18 protein-coding genes and 1 tRNA gene are annotated in these 23,746 nt (G+C 67.0%); 11 read left to right on the top strand and 8 right to left on the bottom strand.

The features are described from left to right. Nucleotides 1–120 precede the first annotated feature (120 nt). Complete coding sequence (locus DSHI_RS09685) at nt 121–1,491, bottom strand: phosphomannomutase/phosphoglucomutase (protein WP_012178572.1); 1,371 nt, start codon at nt 1,489–1,491, stop codon at nt 121–123. Between the two features lie 215 nt (nt 1,492–1,706). Here DSHI_RS09685 and DSHI_RS09680 point away from each other — a divergent pair, with 215 nt between their 5' ends. From DSHI_RS09680 to DSHI_RS09660, 5 genes are all read left to right on the top strand, one after another. Continuing rightward, nucleotides 1,707–3,113, top strand: a complete 1,407-nt coding sequence (locus DSHI_RS09680) for an HlyD family secretion protein (RefSeq protein ID WP_012178571.1) — start codon at nt 1,707–1,709, stop codon at nt 3,111–3,113. Then, entirely contained in the window at nt 3,100–4,692 is a 1,593-nt protein-coding gene (locus DSHI_RS09675; RefSeq protein ID WP_012178570.1) for a glycosyltransferase, read from the top strand. The genes DSHI_RS09680 and DSHI_RS09675 overlap by 14 nt, the downstream gene beginning before the upstream one ends. A gap of 118 nt (nt 4,693–4,810) precedes the next feature. Continuing rightward, a complete protein-coding gene (locus DSHI_RS09670) occupies nt 4,811–6,241 on the top strand; it encodes a mannose-1-phosphate guanylyltransferase/mannose-6-phosphate isomerase (protein WP_012178569.1) in 1,431 nt (476 codons plus the stop codon). Nucleotides 6,242–6,457: 216 nt separating this feature from the next. Then, a complete protein-coding gene (locus DSHI_RS09665) occupies nt 6,458–7,867 on the top strand; it encodes a nucleotide sugar dehydrogenase (protein WP_012178568.1) in 1,410 nt (469 codons plus the stop codon). A gap of 28 nt (nt 7,868–7,895) precedes the next feature. Then, nucleotides 7,896–10,448 (top strand): calcium-binding protein, encoded by a 2,553-nt coding sequence (locus tag DSHI_RS09660; RefSeq protein ID WP_012178567.1) that lies wholly within the window; start codon nt 7,896–7,898, stop codon nt 10,446–10,448. 18 nt (nt 10,449–10,466) lie between these two features. Here the strand turns inward: DSHI_RS09660 and DSHI_RS09655 are convergent, their stop codons facing one another. From DSHI_RS09655 to DSHI_RS09640, 4 genes are all read right to left on the bottom strand, one after another. Continuing rightward, entirely contained in the window at nt 10,467–11,081 is a 615-nt protein-coding gene (locus DSHI_RS09655) for a response regulator (RefSeq protein ID WP_012178566.1), read from the bottom strand. Nucleotides 11,082–11,092: 11 nt separating this feature from the next. Beyond that, nucleotides 11,093–13,855 carry a PAS domain S-box protein gene (locus tag DSHI_RS09650; protein ID WP_012178565.1) on the bottom strand — a complete coding sequence of 921 codons (2,763 nt, stop codon included), beginning with the start codon at nt 13,853–13,855 and terminating at the stop codon, nt 11,093–11,095. 21 nt (nt 13,856–13,876) lie between these two features. Beyond that, the gene (locus DSHI_RS09645) at nt 13,877–15,025 is read right to left on the bottom strand and encodes an FIST signal transduction protein (RefSeq protein ID WP_012178564.1); all 1,149 of its coding nucleotides are present in this window, start codon (nt 15,023–15,025) and stop codon (nt 13,877–13,879) included. Between the two features lie 76 nt (nt 15,026–15,101). Continuing rightward, nucleotides 15,102–15,530, bottom strand: a complete 429-nt coding sequence (locus DSHI_RS09640; protein WP_012178563.1) for a globin family protein — start codon at nt 15,528–15,530, stop codon at nt 15,102–15,104. A gap of 201 nt (nt 15,531–15,731) precedes the next feature. Between DSHI_RS09640 and DSHI_RS21710 the strand changes: the two genes are divergently transcribed. Continuing rightward, complete coding sequence (locus DSHI_RS21710; RefSeq protein WP_012178562.1) at nt 15,732–16,853, top strand: SEL1-like repeat protein; 1,122 nt, start codon at nt 15,732–15,734, stop codon at nt 16,851–16,853. On the opposite strand, the gene DSHI_RS09630 is transcribed toward DSHI_RS21710, so the two are convergent. Next, nucleotides 16,832–16,908 (bottom strand) — tRNA-Ile (locus DSHI_RS09630). The two genes, DSHI_RS21710 and DSHI_RS09630, sit on opposite strands and share 22 nt — an antisense overlap. A gap of 112 nt (nt 16,909–17,020) precedes the next feature. Here DSHI_RS09630 and purM point away from each other — a divergent pair. From purM to xth, 4 genes are all read left to right on the top strand, one after another. After that, on the top strand, nt 17,021–18,082 hold the full coding sequence (gene purM, locus DSHI_RS09625) for a phosphoribosylformylglycinamidine cyclo-ligase (protein WP_012178561.1): 1,062 nt from the start codon (nt 17,021–17,023) through the stop codon (nt 18,080–18,082). Then, nucleotides 18,079–18,672, top strand: a complete 594-nt coding sequence (gene purN / locus DSHI_RS09620) for a phosphoribosylglycinamide formyltransferase (RefSeq protein WP_012178560.1) — start codon at nt 18,079–18,081, stop codon at nt 18,670–18,672. The genes purM and purN overlap by 4 nt, the downstream gene beginning before the upstream one ends. A 97-nt stretch (nt 18,673–18,769) precedes the next feature. Beyond that, complete coding sequence (gene rnd, locus DSHI_RS09615) at nt 18,770–19,927, top strand: ribonuclease D (protein ID WP_012178559.1); 1,158 nt, start codon at nt 18,770–18,772, stop codon at nt 19,925–19,927. Nucleotides 19,928–20,131: 204 nt separating this feature from the next. Then, a complete protein-coding gene (gene xth, locus DSHI_RS09610) occupies nt 20,132–20,911 on the top strand; it encodes an exodeoxyribonuclease III (RefSeq protein WP_012178558.1) in 780 nt (259 codons plus the stop codon). A 7-nt stretch (nt 20,912–20,918) separates the two neighbouring features. Here the strand turns inward: xth and DSHI_RS09605 are convergent, their stop codons facing one another. Together DSHI_RS09605 and dksA are read right to left on the bottom strand one after the other, a co-directional pair. Next, the gene (locus DSHI_RS09605; RefSeq protein ID WP_012178557.1) at nt 20,919–22,088 is read right to left on the bottom strand and encodes an FAD-dependent monooxygenase; all 1,170 of its coding nucleotides are present in this window, start codon (nt 22,086–22,088) and stop codon (nt 20,919–20,921) included. A 132-nt stretch (nt 22,089–22,220) separates the two neighbouring features. After that, complete coding sequence (dksA, locus tag DSHI_RS09600; RefSeq protein ID WP_044027731.1) at nt 22,221–22,643, bottom strand: RNA polymerase-binding protein DksA; 423 nt, start codon at nt 22,641–22,643, stop codon at nt 22,221–22,223. Between the two features lie 180 nt (nt 22,644–22,823). On the opposite strand from dksA, the gene DSHI_RS09595 reads away from it, so the two are divergent. After that, nucleotides 22,824–23,666: an AAA family ATPase gene (locus DSHI_RS09595; RefSeq protein WP_012178555.1), complete on the top strand. Its 843-nt coding sequence runs from the start codon at nt 22,824–22,826 to the stop codon at nt 23,664–23,666. Nucleotides 23,667–23,746: the final 80 nt, after the last annotated feature.

Genomic DNA, 23,746 nt, shown 5'->3' with positions numbered 1-23,746 from the left:
AAGGTATATGCCCGGCGCTCCGAAGGCTAAGCCGCGCCGCGTTCGGTCAGGACGGACAACGGAACGCAAAGCGCCCGGCGGGATGCGCCGGGCGTTCACGACTTTGCGTGGGCGGCTGCGTCAGGCGGCGGCTTCGATCATGGATCTGATCTCACCGACGCGCCGGTCGAGCAGCGCCGCACTTTCAAGCGTCTCGACATTCAGGCGCAGCAGCGGCTCGGTGTTCGAGGCGCGCAGGTTGAAACGCCAATCGGCAAACTCCATGCTCACACCGTCGAGGGTATCGATGTGTTCGGCGCTGTCCGCGTAATGCTGCCGGAGGGTGGCCATCACCCGGGCCGCGTCCGAGACCCGGAAGTTGATCTCCCCCGAGGAGGGGTGGCGACGCCGCATCTCCGCCACGGCCGCAGAAAGCGGACGCCCGCTCTTTGACAGCCGCTCCAGCATCAGCAGCCAGGGGATCATGCCGCTGTCGCAGAACATGAAATCCCGGAAATAGTGATGCGCGGACATCTCGCCGCCATAGGCCGCGTCGTTGCGGCGCATCGTGTCCTTCACGAGCACATGACCCGTCTTCGACAGCACCGCGGCGCCGCCAGCGGCCTCGACGATCCGGCGTGTGTTCCACACCACCCGGGGGTCGTAGACGATACTTGCGCCCGGGGTCTGCTCCAGGATCGCCTCGGCCAGCAGGCCGACCACGAACTCGCCCGGGATGAAGGCACCGGTCTCGTCGAAAAAGAAGCAGCGGTCGAAATCTCCGTCCCAGGCGATGCCCAGATCGGCCCCGGCCCGTGTGATCGCCGCGGAGGTCGCGGGCTGGTTCTCGGGCAAGAGCGGGTTGGGGATGCCGTTGGGAAACCGCGCGTCCGGTGCGTGGTGCAGCCGTGTGACCTCAATTTTCGCGCCCCCGGCTTCGAGAGCGGCGATCACCGCGTCGAAGGTCGAACCGGCACAGCCATTGCCCGCATTCGCGACCACGTGGACCGGCCCGAGCGCGGCGGGATCGACGAAACTGCAGACCCGCGCGACATAGGCGGCGCGCGTGTCCGCCTCCAGGTGCGTGCCGGATTGCGCGGTCGGGGCCGCGAAGGCGCGCGTTGCCGCGAGCCGTTCGATCGCGCGGAATTGCGCGTCGGGCAGGGGACGTGCCCCGCGACCGACGATCTTGAACCCGTTATAGTCGATGGGGTTGTGCGAGGCGGTGACCATCACACCGGCGCAGGCGTCCAGGTGGTCGGTGGCGAAATACACCTCTTCGGTGCCGCAGAGCCCGATGTCGCGCACATCCGCGCCCGCCGCGCGGAGGCCCGCGCCGAGTGCCTCGCACAGGGCGGGTGAGCTGTCGCGGATATCCCGGCCCACCACGACGCACCGCGCACCCAGCACCTCGGCCACCGCGCGCCCGACATCTTGGGCGATCTCGGTATCGAGGGTGTCGCCGATCCGGCCACGCACGTCATAGGCCTTGAAACACGCCAGTTTGCTCATCGACTCGTACTCCTCTCGAACTGTCGCCGGTCATAGGGCCCGGGAGGCCCCCTAGGGAACCCCCTTCGACCCGCTCTATGCCGATGCCGGGCGCCTATACTTTCGAGACGGCGAATATACGGCGGCGGCGCAGCCTGCGGCAAGTTCAGATGATAGGACGCGATCAGTTCCAGTTTGCAAGGCCTTGTTCGGTGAAAATTCGTCACGAAAGACCCATGTCAGACCTGTCCTTCCAGGTCCGCGCCCCGCTGGGCCTGGAGCTGGTGACCGGGGACGTGGTGACCGTGGACGCCTGGTCGTTGAGCGGGCTGGAATTTCCCGGAGACAGCGACGTGTTGCCGAGCCAGGGCCAGTTGTCCATTCCGTTCCAGGGTGTCGATATCCGGTTCCCGGTGAAGTTCCGGCGCGGCGACGGGCCCCGCGCGCTCCTGTTCGACGGCTTGAGCGGGCGGCAGCGCGAAACATTGGCGGTGTTCTACCGCTCGATCCTGTCGGGTCGCATGGCCAGCACCGAAGAGGTGATCACCAGTCTCGACACGCCCGTTGATCTCGTCCCGATGGGAGAGACCGAGGAAGAGCAGACAGAGGCAGTCCGCGGAACGACCCCGCGCGCCTTGCGGGCGGTTTGGAACGTCCTGTTCTATGGGGTGATCGGGCTTCTGGTCTTCGGGGTACTCGGCCAACAGATCTGGGCGCGGCTCAGCAGCATCGATGTGGGGCAGGCCCGCGTGGTGGCCGAGCTTGTGGTCCATCCCGCACCCACGGGGGCGTATGTGGACGAGATCCGGGTCAAGCCCGGCGACCGCGTCCGGCAAGGCCAGACCCTGGTGGTGCTGTCGAGCCCCGGGCACAAGGCCGTCCTGACCGATATTCGCGCCGATCTGCGGCTGGCCGAGGCACGGGCCAGCCGCACCCGCGCGGCGCTCGCGCTCCATGCCGAAGGGAAGGCCGATGCCCGCCGCCCTCTTGAGGAGGCACTGGCCCGGGCCATCGCGGCGCGCAGACCTGCGGATTTCCTCGGCGGTTACGACCTGCGCGCGGTACGGCAGGCGCTACACGGTCTGCAGATGTTCGACGCGGGGGTGTCCCAGGCGCCGGACGATTTTCATGGCCAGCACGCCTATCTGATGGAAACCCTGCGCGACCAGAAGAGCGAAATCGCCGCCCTGAAGCGCGCACTCAGCGCCGAGAAGAGCATCGCGGGCGCGGCCGATATCGTGGCCATGGCCGATGGTGTGGTCAATGAGATGGCGATTTTCGAGGATCAGTTCCTGTCCCGCGGCGATGTCGCCGTGACCGTCGAGGCCGAAGGGCCGCGCCATGTGGTCGGGTGGCTCGACGAGGCGATGGCGGCGGCGGTCTATCCCGGCATGGGCGCGCGCATGGTGGCGATCTCGGGCGGCCAAACGCGCCAGATCCGCGGCACCGTGCAGGAGGTGGTCGCCATGGCGCACCCGGACCGGGGCGGCGCGTTCGGGCTGCGCGTCCTGGTGCTGCCGGCGGATTGGGTCGCGAGCGAGGCGCCGGAGCTGTTGCGCCCGGGCGCGCCCATGGACCTGTCGCTGGACCGCAACCTGCCCTGGGTCACTGCCCTGCAAGACCTGTTCGATGTCCGCCCCTGAAAATGACTACGCCTTCGGCAAGGACCTGACCCGCCGTTTGCGCGGCTTCCAGGGCCCACCCCGGCGCGGCCTGGCCAAGTGGCAGGCAAGGCAGATCTTCTTGCTGGCGGTGGCGCTGACGGGGCTCTTCTATCTTCTGGTCAGTACCCAGAACCGGTTCTTCCAGCCCGATGTTCTGCAAATCACGCTGGTGATCGGAGCCCTCGGGACCTGGCGCTTCGGATGGTGGTTCACCCATGCGGTACGGGCCGAGATCTATCGCCGCGTCAAATGGCCCGGCATGCGCGCCCGGGCCAATTGCGTGTGGCAGGCGGGGTGGCGGCCCCGGCGGCTGCACATCCAGATGACGACGTATTTCGAGGAACCTGCGATCACCAAACGCGTGATCGGCTCGATCCTGGGCCAGATCCGGCGCGAGCGCATTCCCACGACCCTCTATATCGGGACCGGCTCGGCCTATGACGAGCTCATCATCCGGTCGTTCGTGGAAACCCATGCCCAGGACATCTCTGATGATCTGGCTGAACTGGTCTTCATCCGGCAGAACCAGCCGGGCAAGCGGATGGCGATCGGGCTGATCCTGCGGGCGATCAACCGCAACGGGGTCCACCCGGACGATCTGGTGATCTTCATGGACGGGGATGCGCTCTATGGGCAGGACGTTCTGGAAAAGACCCTGTCGATGTTCGGCGCCGATCCCGAGTTGCAGGCGCTGACCACCGATGAAGAAGTGATCTGTTACGGCCCGAAATGGATCGCCAACTGGCTCGATATGCGATTCGCGCAGCGGCGTCTGGCCATGCAGAGCCACGCGATGTCCGACAAGGTGCTCACCCTGACCGGGCGGATGAGCGTGTTCCGGGCCCAGCACATGCTCAGCGAGCGGTTCATTCGCACGATCGAGGCGGATCATCTCGACCACTGGCTCTGGGGGCGGTTCCGGTTTCTGTCGGGCGATGACAAGTCGACCTGGTACCATATGCTGACCCGCGGATCGAAAATGACCTATGTCCCCGACGCCACGGTCTTCACCATCGAGGTGATCAAGGAAAACGGGCTGGAGCGGATGATCCAGAATTTCCGCCGCTGGTCGGGCAACATGCTCCGCAACGGCAGTCGGGCCATCGCGCTGGGCCCGCGGCGGGTCAAACCGTTCATTTGGTGGTGCATCGTCGATCAACGCATCGCCATGTGGACCATGATGGTCAGCCCGACGCTGGCCATCCTCGCGGCGTTCGTCGATCCGCTCTATCTCTGGAGCGCGCTGATCTGGGTGGTTTTCAGCCGGATCGTGCTGTGCCTGTTCCTGTTCCGCTACAGCCGCACGGTCGATTTGTCCTGGCCCTTCATCCTGTATTTCAACCAGGTCATCAACGCATCGGTGAAGATCTTCATGATCTTCCATCTGTCCAAGCAGAAATGGTCGAACCGAGGCAACCAATCCGCCGGTGGGGGCGGGGGGCTGGTGGCGCGGGCGCAGAACTGGACCGCCAAGGCGCAGCTGATCATTGCCGTGGCGAGTTTCGTGACGGGGCTGGCGATCTATATCGGTCTGCTGCCGACCCCTGTCTGGTTGTGAGCCTATCCGTTGGGATAGCGCGCCTCTCGGAAGCGCGCGGTCCCGATCCTTGCGCACAGACGCGTCGTGCGCGCGCAGCCCCTAAGCTCCGGGCAATGTTAAAGATTGGAGTTGCGTCATGATTATCCCCGTCATCCTCGCCGGAGGCTCCGGCAGCCGCCTGTGGCCTGCCTCGCGCAAGAGCTACCCCAAGCAATTCACCGAGCTGGTCGGTGCCCGCAGCCTGTTCCAGGATACGCTTGCCCGGCTGCAGGGCCCGCACTTCGCCGCGCCGACCATCATCACCGGCGACGATTTCCGCTTCATCACCGCCGAGCAGTTGGACGATGCCGGGGTTACCGGCGCCGACATCCTGCTGGAGCCTGCGGGCCGCAACACCGCGCCGGCGATCCTCGCGGCTGCCCTGCGCCACGAGGCAACGCCGGACGCGGTCCTGCTGGTCTCCCCCTCGGATCACCGGATCGCTGACGGCGCCGCGTTTCTCGATGCGGTCGCCGCAGGGAAAGCGGCGGCAGAGGAGGGGCATCTGGTGACTTTCGGCGTCACGCCCATCGCGGCCGAGACCGGTTACGGGTATCTCGAGTTGTCGGGCACGCCGGTGCCCGGTCAGCCGCAAGTTCTCAAGTCCTTTGTGGAAAAGCCTGACGCGGCGCAGGCGGCGCAGCTTCTGGCGGCGGGGCGGCACCTTTGGAACGCGGGCATCTTCATGTTCAAGGTTGGGACCATAATCGATGCGTTTGAACGCCTGGCCCCGCGGTTGGTGATGCCTGTGCGCGCGGCGATGGCCGCGGGCGAGGATGACTTGTGCTTCTATCGCCTCGGTGCGCAGGCCTACGCGCGCTGCGAGGACATTTCCATCGACTACGCGATCATGGAGGCGGCCGAGGCCCTGCGGGTGATCCCGGTTTCCTGCGGCTGGACCGACCTGGGCTCCTGGCGGTCGGTGCACGGCGCGTCGGACCAGGACACAGAGGGTAACACGGTGCAGGGCAGCGCCTTGCAGATCGACTGCCGCAACAGTCTGCTCAAATCGACCGCACCCGGCACCAGACTGGTCGGGCTGGGGCTGCAGAACATCGCCGCCATCGCCACCGATGATGCGATCCTCGTGGCCAATCTCGACGACTCCGAGCGGGTGAAAGAGGTGGTCGCCGCCCTCAAGGTGCAGGGCGCCTCCCAGGCCGAGAGCTTCCGCCGCTGTCACCGGCCCTGGGGCTATTTCGAGACGCTGTCCCTGGGCGAGCGGTTCCAGGTCAAGCGCATCATGGTCAAGCCGGGGGCCGCGCTCAGTCTGCAAAGCCATTTTCACCGGGCGGAGCATTGGGTCGTTGTCGAAGGCAGCGCCCATGTGACCGTGGACCGCGATGTCTCGCTAATCAGCGAGAACCAGTCGGTCTACATCCCGCTCGGCGCGGTCCACCGGCTGGAGAATCGCGGAAAGGTGCCGCTGAACCTGATCGAGGTGCAGTCGGGGGCGTATCTTGGCGAGGACGACATCGTCCGCTACGAGGATGTTTACGCCCGCGCCCCCAAGCAAAACGTCGCCTGACCCCACTCACGGATGCAGGCCCAGCCCGCGGTGCCCCACCGGCACTGCGGGCTTTTTTCGTGTCTGCGCGCGATGGGCGATACGGGCCTATCCGAAAGCACATCGCGGGGCGCCTTTTGCCGCCGCTTCTAGCCATTCAGTCGAAATACTTATCATTTTCAGAAGATTAGAACCATCTCAACGACATTTCAGAGTTCTTGAGAAAAGGGTCCCCACATGTTGGATATCGCCGCGTTCGATCGCGCCCGTGCAGGCCTTGTCGCTGCGCAACCCGTCCCGCCGAAAGCGGCCATTTCCGTGGTTGGCTTGGGCTATGTAGGGGCGGTCTCGACCGCCTGCCTGTCCAGCCTCGGGCACGAGGTCGTGGGCGTGGATATCGACCTGGCCAAGGTGGCCGACATCGCCGCAGGCCGTGCCCCGATCCACGAAAGGGATCTTGGCAGCCTTCTGCAGCAGGGGGTTTGCAAGGGGTTGATCACGGCTACGGACGACCTTGCCGGGGCGGTACGGGACACCGATGTGACCTTCGTATCCGTGGGCACACCGACCGCGCCGGACGGCGGCTGCGACTACCGGTTCATCGAGGCCGCAGCGCGCTCCATGGCCGAAGGCTTGAAGGTAAAACCGGGGTTCCACGTCTTCGTGATGCGCTGCTCGATCCCGCCGGGGACCACGATGAAGGTGATGACACCGATCCTGGAAGAGCTCTCCGGCAAGAAACTGGGCATGGATTTCGGGGTTGCCTTCAACCCCGAGTTCCTGCGCGAAGGCGTGGCGGTGGCGGATTTCTACGCGCCGCCCAAGACGGTCATCGGCGCGACCTGCGACCAGACGGCGGATGTGTTGCGCCGGATCTACGCGCCGGTAGACGAGGCGCCGATCCTGACCTCGATCGAGACCGCCGAGATGGTGAAATACGTCGACAATGTATGGCATGCAACCAAGGTATGTTTTGCCAACGAAGTCGGGCGCTTGGCGAAGTCTCTTGAGGTGGACAGCCACGCGGTGATGGATGTCTTCTGCCGCGATACCAAGCTTAATCTTTCACCCTATTACCTCAAGCCCGGTTTCGCCTATGGCGGCTCTTGCCTGCCCAAGGAGGTCCGCGCGGTCGCCCATATCGCCAAGGCCCAGGGCGTCTGCCTGCCGATGATCGAGAACCTCGGCGCGTCCAACCGTGCCCAGATCGACAGCGCCATCCGCCTCGCGCGCGACACCGGCGCGAGGCGGATCGGAATTCTCGGCCTCGCCTTCAAGCCCGGCACAGATGATCTCCGCGAAAGCCCGATCCTCGAAGTGATCGCCGCCTTGCGTGCCGAGGGCATCGAGATCCTGATCCACGACCCCGCCATCACCCGCGACACCGCCATCGAAAGCCAGCTGGGCTATGTCCGCCACGGCAGCCCCGGCCTTGCCGCTCTTGCGGGCGAGTTGCGCGGTTTTCTGGTGGATGACCCGCGCGAGGTCGCCCGGCGGTCCGACGCCATCATCGTGACACAGCGCAACCTGGTCTACTCGGAGATCGTCCAGATGGCCTCCGAAGACCTCCAGACCCCCATCATCGACGTGGTGCGTCTCTATGACGAGTGCCCGAAAATCGCGACCTATCGCGGCATCGGCTGGTGAGTGACAATTTCAACGAGAAAGAAAAGACATGCCTGAACAAACAGTCACCGACCGCACCCAGATCCTCGGCAGCGGCCAGGCGGACAAGATCGTCGCAACTTCCGGAGCCGACCTGGTGCTGGGACTTGCCGGCGACGACGTGATCGAGACCGGGGGAGGGCGGGACCTGATCTATGGCGATTTCGTCGGTGAGAACCTGCTCGACGGCACCGACACCGCCACCAGTTTTGCCCAGTATGGCGAGACCGGCGCCTGGACCGTGCGCGACGAGGGGGCGGGGCATACCAGCATGTCCCAGTCCATCGACACACGCGCCGGGGCCACCTACGAGATCAGCTTCGAGCTGGCCACGAATTATGACGCCAATGTCCTGAGCGGCGCGGTGGAGGTGCTCTGGAATGGCGAGGTCATCTCGGCCTTCGATACCAACAGCGCGGTCTTCGCCGACCACGTGGTGGGGTTCCAGGGCAATGGCGGTCCGGGGGAGCTGACCTTCCGCTCGGTTGCGCCCCAAAGCAGCGAGGGCCCCGAGATCTTCACCGACCTGCCGGTGTTCTACAGGAAAACCGAGAAACAGATCGGCGAAACGCTGGTCACGGTCAAATCCATCGCCGAGGGCCAGTCGCATATCTACCAGGTGCTGAACGGCAAGCTGCACCTTTTCGACCCGGTTTCGGAAAGCTACACGCCCGCGGGCGCCGAGGCGACGGTAGTCGTCAATGCCATCGGTTTCAACCAGCAGGACAACCTGATCTACGGCATTGCCGTGAAGCCGGGCGAGGATGCCTTGGGCAACGCGGTCGCCGAGGCGGATCTCGTGATGTATGACGCCGGTGGCGATGCCTACCGGATCGGCGCGACCCCCTATCGCAGCTGGACCGCCGATATCGACGCCGATGGCAACCTTTGGGCGTTTCATTCCAGCATGGACCGGGTCACCCGGATCGACCTCGATCAGGTCGATGCCGACGGCAACCCGGTCACCGAAACCTTCAAGTTCCCCAAGGAGATGATCACCGATCAGGTCTGGGATGTGGGCTTCGACGCGGCCAGCAACACGTTCTACGGCATCGTCAAGCCAAGCGCGGCGGGCCAGCCCGCCAAGCTCTTCGAGATCGATATCTCCGAGGTCGCAAGCGGCGGCGCGCCGATCTTCTCCACGACCCCGATCGTCGAGACCGAAGTGGCGGGCCAGATGCTGGAGGGCGTGCCCGCGATCACCTTCGGGGCGTTCGTGGTCGATGGTGACGGAAATCTCTATGCGGGGGGAAATGGCGGCGATCACGACATGAACAGCGCCACCAAGTCGTCGGGCGGCATCTACAAGGTGCGCACCGATACCGAGACCGGCGAGATCACGCTGGAACTGGTCTCCGACGCGCCCAAGGCCAACTCCAATGACGGCGCGGTGGACCCGCGCACCATGGACCCGTTTACCGCCAAGGACAGGTCGGCCACCGTGCTGATCCGCTCTCCCGAGGTGGTCGCGGCCCCCGATGACAGCACCAGCTACGACGATAAGATCCATTCCGGCGCGGATGCCGATACCGTTCACGGCGGGCTTGGCGAAGACCTGATCATCGGTGCCGGACGTGGCGACACCCTGAGCGGTGGGGCCGATAACGACGCGATCTATGGCGGCGCAGGGCCGAACAGCACCGCCACCATGGTGTCGCGTTATGACGCGGATGGCACGCGCTATGACCCGTTCGGCAATGTCCTGCCCGAAGATGACGATCGGCTTTTTGGCGGCGAGGGCGACGACTATCTCAGCGGCTCCGCCGGACATGACAGCCTTCACGGTGGGGTCGGCAATGACACGCTCGACGGTGGCACCGGGTTCGACACGCTGTTCGGCGATTCAGGGGATGACATCCTGTCCGGTGGCAGCGACCAGGACACCCTGCACGGGGGCGCGGGTGCCGACGCGCTCAATGGCGGTTCCGGGCATGACGTGCTGCATGGCGATGACGGCGCCGACAACCTGATCGGCGGCAGTGGCGATGACACGCTCCATGGCGGGGCAGGTGCGGACGACCTGCGCGGCGGGCCTGGCGCCGATATCCTGCACGGTGATGGCGGCGACGACCGTCTCGATGGCGGCACCGAGGACGACCGCCTCTACGGCGGGGCGGGGGATGATTATGTCAAGGGCGCCGCGGGCGACGACCTGCTCTCGGGCGGCGACGGCAAGGACAAGCTGATGGGCTATTCCGGCGCGGATGTGCTCGATGGCGGGGCAGGGGCCGACCGGCTCTATCTCGGCGCCGGGGCGGATATCGCCACGGGTGGCACAGGCAGCGACCGGTTCATCTTCCGCGCCGACGATCTCGACGGCAGCACGGACCGGATCACGGATTTCCGCAATGCGGGAGGTGAGAAGGACCGGCTGGACCTGCGCGGACTGGATTTGCTCTCGGATGACATGACCGCGGATCTGTGGATCGCCACCTACGTGACCCAGGGCGCGGACCGGAGCGTGACGGTCGACCTCGGCGCCTGCACGATCAGTTTCGAGGCCCGGTCGGACGGCCCGGCGCAGGCGCTCTACCTGGAGCTTTGCGACGGCATCCTGTTCTGATCGCCACCGGGGCGGGCGTCAGAAGAGGCCCGCCTCCTTCCCGATCATGGCCGCATGGGTGCGGTTCTTGGCGTCGATCTTGCGGCACAGCGTCTTGACATGCAGCTTGATCGTCACTTCCTGCAAATCCAGCTCCCGCGCGATTTCCTTGTTCGACAACCCCCGGCACAGCCCGCCCAGCACCTGGTGCTCCCGTTCCGAGAGCTGCCTGGCCAGCGGGATGTCCGGGGTTTCTTCCACCGCATTGAGGAAATCGAGCGGGATGTAGGTCTCGCCCATCGCCATGAACCGCACCGCGTTGACCATGGATTTCGCCGCCATGGTCTTGGGCAGAAACCCGATGGCGCCCGCGTCGATCGCCTCCTGCGCGATGGCCTTGGAGGCGGTGCCGGACATCATCGCGACCGGGCGCCCGAAGGAGGCCGCGATGGCCTTCTTCAATCCCTCCAGCCCGTTCATCCCTGGCATTGTGTAGTCCAGCAGCACGAGGTCATAGGCGATGTCATTGCCGATCTTCTCGCAGGCCGCTTCGAGCGATCCGCAGGTCTCCACCTCGAAACCGCCCTCGGCCTTCAGGAAGGAGGCCAGGGTTTCGAGAACCAGGTCGTGATCGTCGGCAAGCAGGACACGCATCGCAGGGCACCTCAGTTGGAGCGGTGATGATACTGGGACAGAATTGAGGACAAATGGTCAAGGTCCGCCGGTTTCGGCAAGACCGCATCGATCGTGCCATCGGCGATGCGCGGGTCCGACAGGCGACGGGCCAGCGCGGTCACCAGCACCACCGGCAGGGCCGGGTTCAGGCGCTTGATCCGCTCGGCCACATCGCCGCCGGTCAGATGCGGCATGTCGTAATCGGTGACCACCGCGGACCAGGCCTCGGGGGCGTCCTCTACTGCCTCCACCGCGTCGCGCGGATCGATGCAGACGGCGACCTCCGCGCCCCGCGCCTCCAGGAACGCGGCGGCGACGGCCGCGACCTCCGGATCGTCATCGAGCAGGATGATCGTCTGTCCGGTCAGGTCATGACCCGCCCCGGTCGGACCTGATCCGGCGATATCCTCAGGCGAGGTGACGGGCCAGAATACCGAGACGGTCGTGCCAGACCCGGGGGCAGACGCGATGCCCACCGCCCCGCCGACCGCCTGGGCCTGCAGGGACACCATCGCCAGGCCCAGCCCGGTGCCGTGCCGCCCCTTGGTCGAAAAATAGGGCTCGAACACCGCGACCAGCTGATCCGCCGCGATCCCCGCGCCGGTGTCGGACACGTCGATGCGCGCGTACCGGGCCTGGGGGCGCAGCTCGCCCACCTGGATCTCTGCACCGCACTGACCGGTCACCGCCGAGATCCGCAGGTCGATTCGGCCCGCCCGGTTCCCGATGGCATCGCGGGCATTGAGCACCAGGTTCACGATGGCCTGGGACAACGAGCCCGGATCACCCGACAGGGTCAGCCCACCCTCGGACGCATCCATGCGCAGCGCGATGCTGTCGGGGAGGCTGGGTTCCACCAGCGCCGGGATGTCCGCGATCGCAGCACGCAGGTTGAAGCTGCCGACCGCCTCGTGACGCGCGCCGATGTCCAGCAGCCGGTTGACCAGCCGTGCCGCCTGTGTCCCGGCGGTCGAGATCCGGTTGACATGGGCCTTGAGCGTGTCCGTCAGATTCTCTTCGAGGCCGATCAGGGTGGCCGAGCCGTTGATCGCCGACAACAGGTTGTTGAAATCATGGGCAATCCCCGCGGTCAACTGCGCGGTCGCTTCTTGCCGTTGCAACTGGCGCAGCCCCTGTTTGAGCTCCGCCTCGCGGGTCTCATACTCCAGCCGGTCGGTGATGTCGCGGAACACGATCACCGTTCCGCCGCTGTCCAGCACGGTGCCGGTCACTTCGTGCGTCCGGGTGACACCGTCCTCGGTCCGCTCCAGGGTCATGTCGAACGGCTCCTGGTTGGCAGATCGCGAAGGTCCGTCATAGCGATCGTGCCACGGGCGCCCAAGGGCTCGTGCGGGCGATGGGAACCCCAGCAGCTGCGAGGCCGCACGGTTCAGGAAGGTCAGCCGACCGTCGCCATCGGTGACCGCTATTCCGTCCCGCGCGGCCTCAATCGCTGCAAGGCGTTGGGACAACAGCCGCTGAGCCATCTTCATCGGTGTGACATCGGTCGCCGAAAGGACCAGCCCACCATCGGCGAAGGCCGAGGCCCGGATCAGGATCGTGTGCCCGTCGGGCAGGTCGATCTCCCGTCCCTTGGGCAATTGCGCCAGCGTGGCGAGGTCCGGCGTTTCCAGTAGGCTCGTGACGCGCCCGGGCAGGTCTTCGCACGCCGCGAGATACGCCGCCCAGTTCGCATCGAAGGTGGAGCCGACCGCCCAGTCCACGTCCGGGGCGCAGAAGATCTCCCGCGTGGCCTTGTTGGCGAAGACCACGACATTGCCGGGCTCCAGCACGAGGAATGCATCCTCCGTCGCCGTCAGGGCCCGGGCCATCTGCGCCCGTGTGCGGTCCCGTTCGGCGGCGGCCTCGACCCGCGCGCTCACGTCGGTCTGGGTGGCCACGAGATTGACGACCTCCCCGGCCTCGTTTTCCACCGGAAACAGGGTCAGCTCGTTCCAGAACAGATCCCCGGACTTGCGCCGGTTGCGCAGCAGGAACTGGCCCGACCCGTTCGCCTGCACCGCTGCACGCAGCCGCTCGCGCTCGGCGCTGTCCGGCGGTTCGGCCGACAGGAACCGGCAGTTCTGGCCGAGCACCTCTTCGGCGGCATAGCCCGACAAACGCTCGAAGGCGCTGTTGACGTAGATCAACGGGCGCGCGGTGTCGGTGGCGTCCGCAATCGCGAAGCCCGAGGAAGAGCCCTGGATCGCCGCCGCCAGAAGCTTGTTTTCCGTGGCGATCTCGCTGCCCTGCAGCGCGCGCAGGGCCAGCCCGGCCAGCCGTTCGACCAGCTGCAGGCTACCCTTGGGGAAGGGCTGCGGGCCGCTGCGGAAGGCCAACAGGGCATGGCGGCGGCCATCGGTCTGCAGGGGCGCGCATTGCAGGGCGCTGTAACGGGCGATGTCCCAGGGGCCGTACCACGCCCCCAGCAGCGCCAGGTCCATGATGTCCCGGGGCCGCGCGGCGAGATCGAAGGGCGGCGCGAGACGCAGGCCGAGGCAGGCGGGATCGTCGCTGGCCGCGATCACCAGTGCGCCGTCCTGCGCGATCTCGCCCAGGGCGGTGAATTCCGCGCCGATCCTGTCGCGCAGGGAGACGAAAATGCTGTTGAGGGCGTCAGCCGGGGTGCGCGCGCTGGAATAGGCCTCCAGGCATTCCAGCAGCATCCGCGTCGCGCTGAGCGATTTGGCCTCCCGCGCGCGCAGAAGCTGCAATTCGAGCAGTGCCTCGCGCAGCCGCTCATCTTCGGCCATGATTTTCTGCCCCGAGTTTCGTTACCCGAACACTATGCAGGAAATCATCAAATTTCCATGGCGGTTTCCCGCCCCGAGGATCGCGCCCTGTTCCCCGAAGGTGAAGGCCCCGAGAAACGGCGCCCCGTCGAGGGAGGCCGTCACGCTGTCGACCACCGCGTCGAGCCGGTCCCGCACCGACAACATGCACCCGCCGCAATAGATCATCAGCGCCCCGGCGATGGGGGAGGTTTCCATATCGCCCGTGGCACGCGCGAGGCTCGCGACCCGGCCGGCGCGCTCGATCAGTCCTGCCTCGGTGCCTGTCATCGCCGTCAGCACCTCGCCCTCGGCCACGGTGGCGAACAGGTCGATCGCTCCGCCGGGCACCGCTGCGGCCGGGTGGGCCAGCAGGTATGCGGGTACCCCGTCCAGCTCGGTGACCTTGCGCCCCAACGGGGCGAGCGTGCTTTGCGACAGGATCGATTGCGCCCTCTGCGCGGTGGGGTCGACCGCGACGCGCCCACCGGACCAGCCCTGGTAGACTTCCAGCGCCGGGCGGTGGTCGATCTCGAAGACACGGCGGCCCTCGGTGCGGGTCACCGTGCCGGACTGTGCCGTGGGCGCGTACCCGTTGTGATAGGCGAAAGAGACCGGACGCGAGGGGAACATGACGGTCACCACCACCCCGGCGCTCTGGCGCTGCGCCTTGTCGAACACGAACCATGCGCCCGAGACGTCATCATCCGCGGCACTTCCGCCGATGATGGGCACGTCCTCACCCAGAACCGCCTCGATCCCTGCCAGCACCTCTTCCTCGGCACCCGGCGTGCTCGACAGCCAGACCAGTTCCGGCTTCTCGCCCAGCCGGTCCGCGGCAGCCAGCGCATTCACGGTGGCCGTCCGGGCCGCCGCGGCGGGGTCGGTGTCGAAGGGGGCCAGTGCCGTGCCATAGGCGCCGTCGGGATCCTCTATGGCGAAAATGGCCACACCATCGGTCACGCCGCCATCGCTCATCGCCCCGAGGCAGGAGGTCGCCCCATGCACTTGTCCCGGCACGGCGTCGAGGCCAAGCCTGCCGAGGTCGGTGGTGCAGGCGCCATGGACCGATACGAAGCTCGCCGCTTGCAGCGCGCGGGCTACCCCCGCGGGGTCGTCCCCCTCCGAGATCGCCAGGACCTTGATCTTCATCTGCGCCTCCAACCATGTGTTCGGACAGACATAGGAAGTCGCCGATGCGGTTGCGTGTATCCTGCAGGCTAGGCCGCTATACCTTCGTATAGGAGGTATCGGGATAGGCCGCCGCGATCATCGCCGCCGACAGCCCGCCATAGACCTCTGCCCAGGCGGCTTCATCTTCCGGCGAGAACGCCGTTCCGAGCAGTTGCCGAAGCGACTTCACCAACGCGGCCCCGACAGAGGCGTATTGCGTGCGCGTCACCCCGTAGCTCACATGCCGAACGGCCAACTCCTGCGCAGCGGGCAACAGCCGGTCCGGGTCTTCGAGGTGATCGACGATAAAGCCCAGCGTTTGCACAAGCTTGCGCCCCTGCAGGTCGATGTTGCCCGCAAAGAGCGGCTTGGTCGTCGGGTCCATCCGGAACAGGTTGGCATAGAACAGATCGCCCACCTGGTCCGAGATCGGCGCCACGAGGGCCCAGGTGTTTTGTACGCGAAGAGAAGCATCGGTCGGCACGGTCGCGCGGGCTCCGGGATCTGTATCCGTCCTGAACCGCTCTACACCAAGTGACGGCGCCTGCACCATGACAATCTGCCGCCGGGCCCCAAGGCTCTGTCCGGCGCGCTATCCGCCCGTAGCGCTGGCTATACCGATGCTGCGCTGCAGGCCTCGCGGCGTCCCGGTACCGAGGACGCCGAAGCACAACAGGAGCCTGCCATGACCCGGATGCGGACCGCAGCCCTCGCCTGCCTGGCGGGGCTCTTTCTCGGCACCCAGAGCGGTCAAGCCGACCCGCCCCGGGATGTCCGGGCTCAGTTCGCCGAGGCCATGGCCTTGCACGCCAGCGCGCCGCAGGACGGGATCGCCGCCCTTCTTGCGCTGGCACAGGCGGGTTACGGTCGGGCGTTGGACCGCCTGGCGTACTTTCACCTCACCGGGCAGTCCGTGCCCCGGGATCCGCACGCCGCCCGCGCACTCTATGCCGAGGCGGTCGCCGCGGGGCACAGCCGGTCGCTCGTGTCGCTCGCGAAGGTGGAGATGACCCTCGGCGCCTTTGCCGAGGCCCAGACCACGCTCGACCTGGCCCGCGCCGCTGGGGACGCGCGCGCAGAGCCGACCCTGGCCTGGGCGCATGCGACGGGCCGGCTTGGCCCGCGCTCCGACCCGGCGGCGGGGCTGGCGCGGCTGCGCAGCCTCGCGGCCGAGAACAACCGGGACGCGCAACTGCTGGTGCCCGCGGCGCTGATCTCCAACCCGGCCGCACCCGACCTGTCCGCCCCCCTCCGCGACCGGCTTGAGGACCGCGCGGCGCAAGGCGATGCCCGCGCGGCGGAGGCGCTGTTGCGCTACCTGCGGCTCCGGGCCGATCCGACCGGAACGCCCGAGGCGCGTGTCGCGTTGCTGGAAACCCCGGGCCTGCGCCCGAAGATCCGAATCGAAGAAGCCCTGCATCTGGCGGCCGTGCAACAGGCCCGCCGCTTCTGGCGCGCCGCCGAAGAGATCGTCGCGACAGCGCCCCCCGCGGTGCTGCCCCGCGCGCTGGTGGTCACGGCCCGGCTCAACCGCAACGCCTATCTGCGCCTGCTGCAAAAGGAACTCGACGCGCTGGGCTACGACACCGGCGCACCGAGCCCCTATCTGCGCGCGCCGCTGATCCGTGCGATCAACCGCTTCTGCCGGGACCGCGACATTGCCCTGGCCTGCAAACCCGGCCCGCTGAAATCCACCACGATCAAGGCGCTGGCCGCCGAGTTGGGCACAGCGCGCGCCGAGACGACGCCAGCGGCCCGACCGCAAGATCACCAAGAGAGGGGGGATGGTAGGCCCGGCAGGACTTGAACCCGCAACCAAAGCGTTATGAGCGCTCTGCTCTAACCAATTGAGCTACAGGCCCCCGGCGTCTGAGTATCAAACCCTGCGATCCGGTCAAGCGGTCCGGGCCTTGCGCGCGTGGACAGTCGCCCCGCGACCTGCTAGCAGGCGCGCAAACCAGACACGAGGCCCAGATGACCACCGACACACCGCCGCCGAAACCCGGTCTGACATATGCCGAGGCCGGCGTCGACATCGATGCGGGCAACACCCTGGTGGACCGGATCAAGCCCGCCGCCAAGGCCACCTCTCGCCCGGGCGTGATGAGCGGTCTGGGCGGTTTCGGCGCACTGTTCGACCTTAGGGCCGCGGGCTACGCCGACCCGGTGCTGGTGGCCGCCACGGACGGGGTCGGCACCAAGCTGCGGATCGCCATCGACACCGGCCATGTCGACACGATCGGGATCGACCTGGTAGCGATGTGCGTCAACGACCTCGTGTGCCAGGGGGCTGAACCGCTGCTTTTCCTGGACTATTTCGCCACCGGAAAGCTCGACGTGGCCGAGGCCGCGACGATCGTCGAGGGTATCGCCCGGGGCTGCGCCACTTCCGGCTGCGCGCTGATCGGCGGCGAAACCGCCGAGATGCCGGGCATGTATGCCAAGGGCGATTTCGACCTCGCGGGCTTTGCCGTCGGCGCGATGGAGCGGGGCGGCGCGTTGCCCGCGAATGTGGCGGCAGGGGACATGATCCTCGGGCTGGCCTCGGACGGGGTCCATTCCAACGGCTACTCGCTGGTGCGTCGGATCGTCGAGCGCTCCGGTCTGGGCTGGGGCGATCCCGCACCGTTCGAGGGCCGGACTCTCGGCGCGGCCCTGCTGACGCCCACGCGGCTCTACGTGCAACCGGCGCTGGCGGCGATCCGCGCGGGCGGGGTGCACGGGCTGGCCCATGTCACCGGCGGCGGGCTGACCGAGAACCTGCCCCGGGTGCTGCCCGAGGGGCTGGGGATCGAGATCAACCTCGGCGCGTGGGAATTGCCGCCGGTGTTCCGCTGGCTCGCCGCCGAGGGCGGGCTCGACGAGGCCGAACTGCTCAAGACCTTCAACGCCGGGATCGGCATGGCCCTGATCGTGGCGCCCGACCGGGCCGAGGCGCTCGCGGACCTGCTGGCCGGGGCGGGCGAGCGTGTGGCGGTGATCGGCCATGTCACCGAAGGCGCGGGCGCCGTGCACTATCGCGGGACGCTTCTTTGACCGGACGCGTCGCGATCCTGATCTCCGGGGGCGGGTCGAACATGCTGGCTCTGGTGGACAGCATGACCGGCGACCACCCAGCGCGCCCGGTACTCGTGGCCGCCAACGATCCGCGGGCAGGGGGGCTGACCAAGGCCGCCCATCGCGGCATTCCCACCGCCGCCGTGGATCACCGCCCCTTCAAGGGCGACCGCGCGGGGTTCGAGGCAGCCCTGTCCGAACATCTCGACGCCGCGGCCCCGGACATCCTGTGCCTGGCGGGCTTCATGCGGGTTCTGACCCCGGAATTCGTCGCCCGCTGGTCGGGCCGGATTCTCAATATTCACCCGTCGCTCCTGCCGAAATACAAGGGCCTGCACACCCATGCCCGGGCTCTGGAGGCGGGCGATACCCACCACGGCTGCACCGTGCACGAGGTCACGCCCGCCCTCGACGACGGCCCGATCCTCGGACAGGCCCGGCTGGCCATCGCTCCCGGCGATACCTCCGAAACCCTCGCCGCCCGGGTCCTGACCCTCGAACACCGCCTCTACCCGGCGGTCCTGCGCCGCTTCGCTGCCGGCGACCGCAGCCGGATCGACCTCGACTGACTGCGCCAATCGCCCCCCTTTCGCGCCGGGGTCAAACCGCGTAGAACCGGACCCAGCGAGGCCGACACAAGAAAACACGCCAACAGACAAGGCCCTGATGGACACACTGACCGATACCGCCGCACTGGCCGACTTCTGCGCCCGTGCGGCCGAGCATGACTACGTCACAGTCGATACCGAGTTTCTGCGCGAGCGCACCTATTACGCCAAGCTCTGCCTCGTCCAGCTTGCCTATCCGGGCGAGGGGGAAGAGACCGCCGTGCTGGTCGACCCGCTGGCCGAGGGCATGTCCCTCGCGCCGATGCTGGATCTCTTCCGCAACCCCGACGTGGTCAAGGTGTTCCACGCGGCCCGGCAGGACCTCGAGATCTTCTTCGTCGAGCACGGGGTCTTTCCCGAGCCGCTTTTCGACACCCAGGTCGCGGCCATGGTCTGCGGCTTCGGCGAGCAAGTCGGCTACGAGACGCTGGTGCGCAAGATCGCCCGCGAGAGCCTCGACAAGACCTCGCGCTTCACCGACTGGTCCCACCGGCCCCTCTCCAAGGCGCAGAAGAAATACGCCCTGGCCGATGTCACCCATCTGCGCGTGATCTACGAATACCTCGCCGCCGCGATCGACAAGACCGGCCGCCGCGCCTGGGTCGAGGAGGAGCTACAGGGCCTGCTCGATCCCGAGATCTACGTGGTCGACCCGGACGAGGCCTGGCGCCGGGTGAAAACCCGCACCAATTCGGGCAAGTTCCTGTCGACCGTCCGGGCGCTCGCGCGGTTCCGCGAAACCTTCGCCCAGGGGCGCAACATCCCCCGCAGCCGGGTGTTCAAGGACGATGCGCTGCTGGAACTGGCCTCCACCAAGCCGCAATCGGTGCAGGATCTGGGCCGCTCGCGCCTGCTGCTGCGCGAGGCCCGGCGCGGCGAGATCGCCGAGGGCATCCTCGCCGCCGTGGCCGAAGGCCAGGCGACCGAGCCCGAGGACTACCCGGAGATCGACCGCAGCCGCGAAAAACTGCAGGTCAACACCGCGCTTGCGGACCTGCTCCGGGTGCTGCTCAAGGCCAAGTCCGAAGACGCCGGCGTCGCCTCGCGGATGATCGCCTCTGCCGCCGATCTCGACGCCATGGCGGCAGGGGAAATGACCGTCCAGGCGCTGAAGGGCTGGCGCGCCCAGGTCTTCGGCCAGGATGCCCTGCGGCTCTGCGACGGCAAGATCGCGCTGACCACCCAAGGCAGCAAGGTCCGCATCGTCGAACTCTGACGCGCGCTGACCGGGCGGCCCCTCCTTCATCTGTGTGAAAATACTCCGGGGGAGGCGCGCAGGTCCGGGGCAGCGCCCCCCTGCAGCATCGGCCCGGCACGGGCCGCAAACCTGCGCGCGCAGCGCGCGCCGCCGGATCACCGCCCGAAGGGTCTGGACACCGCCCGCCGCCTGTTGCTCTATGCGGCCAAAACCGGGGGTCCCATGCAGATCGCGACATTCAACATCAACGGGATCAAGGCCCGGATCAACGCCCTGCCGGACTGGCTGCGTGAGGCCAGCCCCGACGTCGTCGTCCTGCAAGAGATCAAATCCGTCGACGCGGCCTTCCCACGGGAGCTGTTCGAGGACATGGGCTACACCGTCGAAACCCACGGCCAGAAGAGCTTCAACGGCGTCGCCATCCTGTCGAAACTCCCGCTGGAGGATGTCACCCGCGGCCTGCCCGGCGATGACGGCGACGAACAGGCCCGCTGGATCGAGGCGACCGTGATGGGCGACGTGCCCGTGCGCGTCTGCGGGCTCTACCTGCCCAATGGCAACCCCGCGCCGGGGCCGAAATACGACTACAAACTGGCCTGGATGGCCCGGCTGAAGACCCGCGCGGCGGAACTTCTGGCGGCCGAGGAACCGGCCCTCATGGCGGGCGACTACAACATCATTCCCCTGGACGAGGACGCCGCCCGCCCCGAAGCCTGGCGCAAGGATGCGCTGGCGCTGCCCGCCTCGCGCGCGGCCTTCCGCGAGATCCTGAATCTCGGCTTCACCGACGCGTTCCGCACCCGCGTGCCCGGGCCGGGGCATTACTCGTTCTGGGATTACCAGGCCGGCGCCTGGCAGCGCAATGACGGCATCCGGATCGACCATATCTTGATGACGCCGGACTGCGCGGACCTGATGCGGGACTGCCGGATCGACGCGGCCGTGCGCGGCGGCGAAAAGCCGTCCGATCACGTGCCCGTGGTGGTGGACCTGGCGGCCTGACGGGCGCTCAGCCCCTGGTCACGTCCTTGCCGTAGAGCCAGTCGAACTTGCGCAGGGGCACGGTCGGCGCGAACCGGTTGAACAGCGACAGACCCGCATGGGCCATGCTGCGCACCGGCCCGAGTTGCAGGTGATAATTCCGCGCATTGCCATTGGCCGCCTGCACGGTCCGGCGCACCCGCGCCTCTCGCCGCGACTGATAGAGCGCGAAGCCCGCCTCGCGGCTGTCGGCCTGCGCCAGGCTGTCGGCCAGCACCCAGGCATCCTCCAGCGCCATGTTCGCGCCCTGGGCCAGGAAAGGCAGGGTGGGATGCGCCGCATCCCCCACCAGCACCGCCCCATCCTTGTGCCAGCGCGCGGCCACTTCGTGCCGGAACAGGCCCCAGACATGCACCGTCTGCGCCGCCTTCAGCCAGTTGCGCACCTGCGGCGCAAAGCTCGCGAAGGCCCGCGCCACGCGCATGGGATCATCCTTGTGGGTCCAGCCCTCGGCGGTCCAGCGGTCGCGTTCCTCCACGGCCACGACGTTGCGTTCGCGCCCCTCGCGCAGCGGGTAACTCACCACGTGGCGGCCGGGGCCCATGAACACGCTCGCCTCCGGCTCCGGCGGCACCGATTGCGGCAGCACCATGCGCCAGGCGACCTGCCCGGTGAAAAAGGGCGCCACGGGCCGCTCCACCACCTTGCGCACCTGGCTATGCAGCCCGTCCGCACCGACCAGGATCTCGGCGGTCTCGGATGTGCCATCGGCCAGCCGCAGGACCGGATGCGCGCCGTCCTCCAACTCCACCGCGTCCACCTTGCAGCCCAGCCGCAGGGTGATGCCGGCGGCGCGCGCGGCGTCGGCCAGAAGGTCGATCAGGTCCGCGCGATGGGTCAGGCGGAACCCGTCATTGGCCTCCAGCGGCATCCGCAGCACCTCGCGCCCATCGGCGAAGTCGCGCAGCACCACGGCCCGGGCGCGGATCGTCGCGGCATCCAGGGTCTCGCCAAGACCCAGCGCCTGCAAAACGCAGCGCCCGTTCGGGCTGATCTGCAGGCCGGCCCCCATCTCGCGGATTTCGGGCGCCTGTTCCAGCACGGTGACCCGCGCGCCGCGCGCGGCCAGGCACAGCGCCGCCGTCAGCCCGCCAATCCCGGCTCCAAGAACAGTGATTTCACGCCCCAGTAACACCATATGTTGGGAGTACCGGCAAAATATGGAGGCTCAAAGCCCGAAAACAAAAACACCGGAGGCAGGGCTCCGGTGTCTGTGAAACTGTGACTTCCCTGCATCTTTATGGCGCGTCGCGGCAGGGGGGCGGCGGGCTCAGTCGTCGCGATGCACCTTCTCGCGGCGCTCGTGCCGCTCCTGTGCCTCCAGGCTCAGGGTCGCGATCGGGCGCGCATCCAGCCGCTTCAGCGAGATCGGCTCGCCCGTGGCTTCGCAATATCCGTACTCGCCCTCTTCGATCCGGCGCAGGGCCGCGTCGATCTTCGAGATCAGCTTGCGCTGCCGGTCCCGGGTGCGCAGCTCCAGCGCCCGGTCGGTTTCCTCGCTGGCGCGATCGGCCACGTCGGGAATGTTGCGCGCCGCACCCTGAAGCTCCGAAATGGTGTTCTGGCTCTCTTCCAGCAACTCGGCCTTCCAGGCCAGCAGCTTGCGACGGAAATACTCCGTCTGGCGCTCGTTCATGAACGGTTCGTCCTCTGCGGGACGGTAATCATCAGGCAAGAACGTCTCTACACGCATGTCTGCTCCCTCATGCAGGGCCGAATGATCAGTATTGGTGTCTGCTGCCATTCAGCGCCCCCCCCATATTGGCTGCGTCATACTGAGATTCCCAAGGGATGTCACGTAAATATAGGGGGTTGCCCGCCGAAATCGAAGCTGGTGTAACGTCGCAAGATCACGAAGCAGCGAGGGGCGCGGATGCGGTTCGAAGGTACACAGGCATATGTCGCCACCGACGATCTCAAGGTGGCGGTCAACGCGGCCGTGACCCTGGAACGTCCGCTGCTGGTCAAGGGCGAGCCGGGCACCGGCAAGACCGAACTGGCCCGCCAGGTCGCCGCCGCGCTCGATCTGCCGATGATCGAATGGTCGATCAAATCCACCACCCGGGCCCAGCAGGGGCTCTATGAATACGACGCGGTCAGCCGGTTGCGCGACAGCCAACTGGGCGAGGACCGGGTCCATGACGTGTCCAACTACATCAAGAAGGGCAAGCTCTGGCAGGCGTTCGAGGCCGACGGCAAGGTCGTCCTGCTGATCGACGAGATCGACAAGGCCGATATCGAGTTTCCCAACGACCTGCTGCAGGAACTCGACCGGATGGAATTCTTCGTCTACGAGACCGGCGAGACCATCCGCGCCAAGGTCCGGCCCATCGTCATCATCACCTCGAACAATGAAAAGGAGCTGCCCGACGCCTTCCTGCGGCGCTGCTTTTTCCACTACATCGCCTTTCCGGGCGAAGAGACCCTGCGCAAGATCGTCGAGGTCCATCATCCGGGCATCAAGGGCGCGCTGTTGTCCACGGCGCTGACCCAGTTCTACGAGATCCGCGAGACCCCGGGGCTGAAGAAGAAGCCCTCGACCTCCGAGGTGCTGGACTGGCTCAAGCTGCTGCTGGCCGAGGACCTGTCGCCCGAGGATCTCAAGCGCGACGGGGCCAATGCGCTGCCCAAGCTCCACGGCGCGCTCCTGAAAAACGAGCAGGACGTGGCCCTGTTCGAACGGCTGGCCTTCATGGCGCGCTCCGGGCGCCGCTGAGGGATCCGAATTCACCGTCTTGACAGGCGGTTGCGGGCTGACCTTCAACCCTCGCATGCAGCCGGGATCCCAAGGCTTTG

The sequence above is a fragment of the Dinoroseobacter shibae DFL 12 = DSM 16493 genome (assembly GCF_000018145.1).
GTDB lineage: Bacteria > Pseudomonadota > Alphaproteobacteria > Rhodobacterales > Rhodobacteraceae > Dinoroseobacter > Dinoroseobacter shibae.
This window is presented reverse-complemented; position numbering and strand designations above follow the sequence as displayed.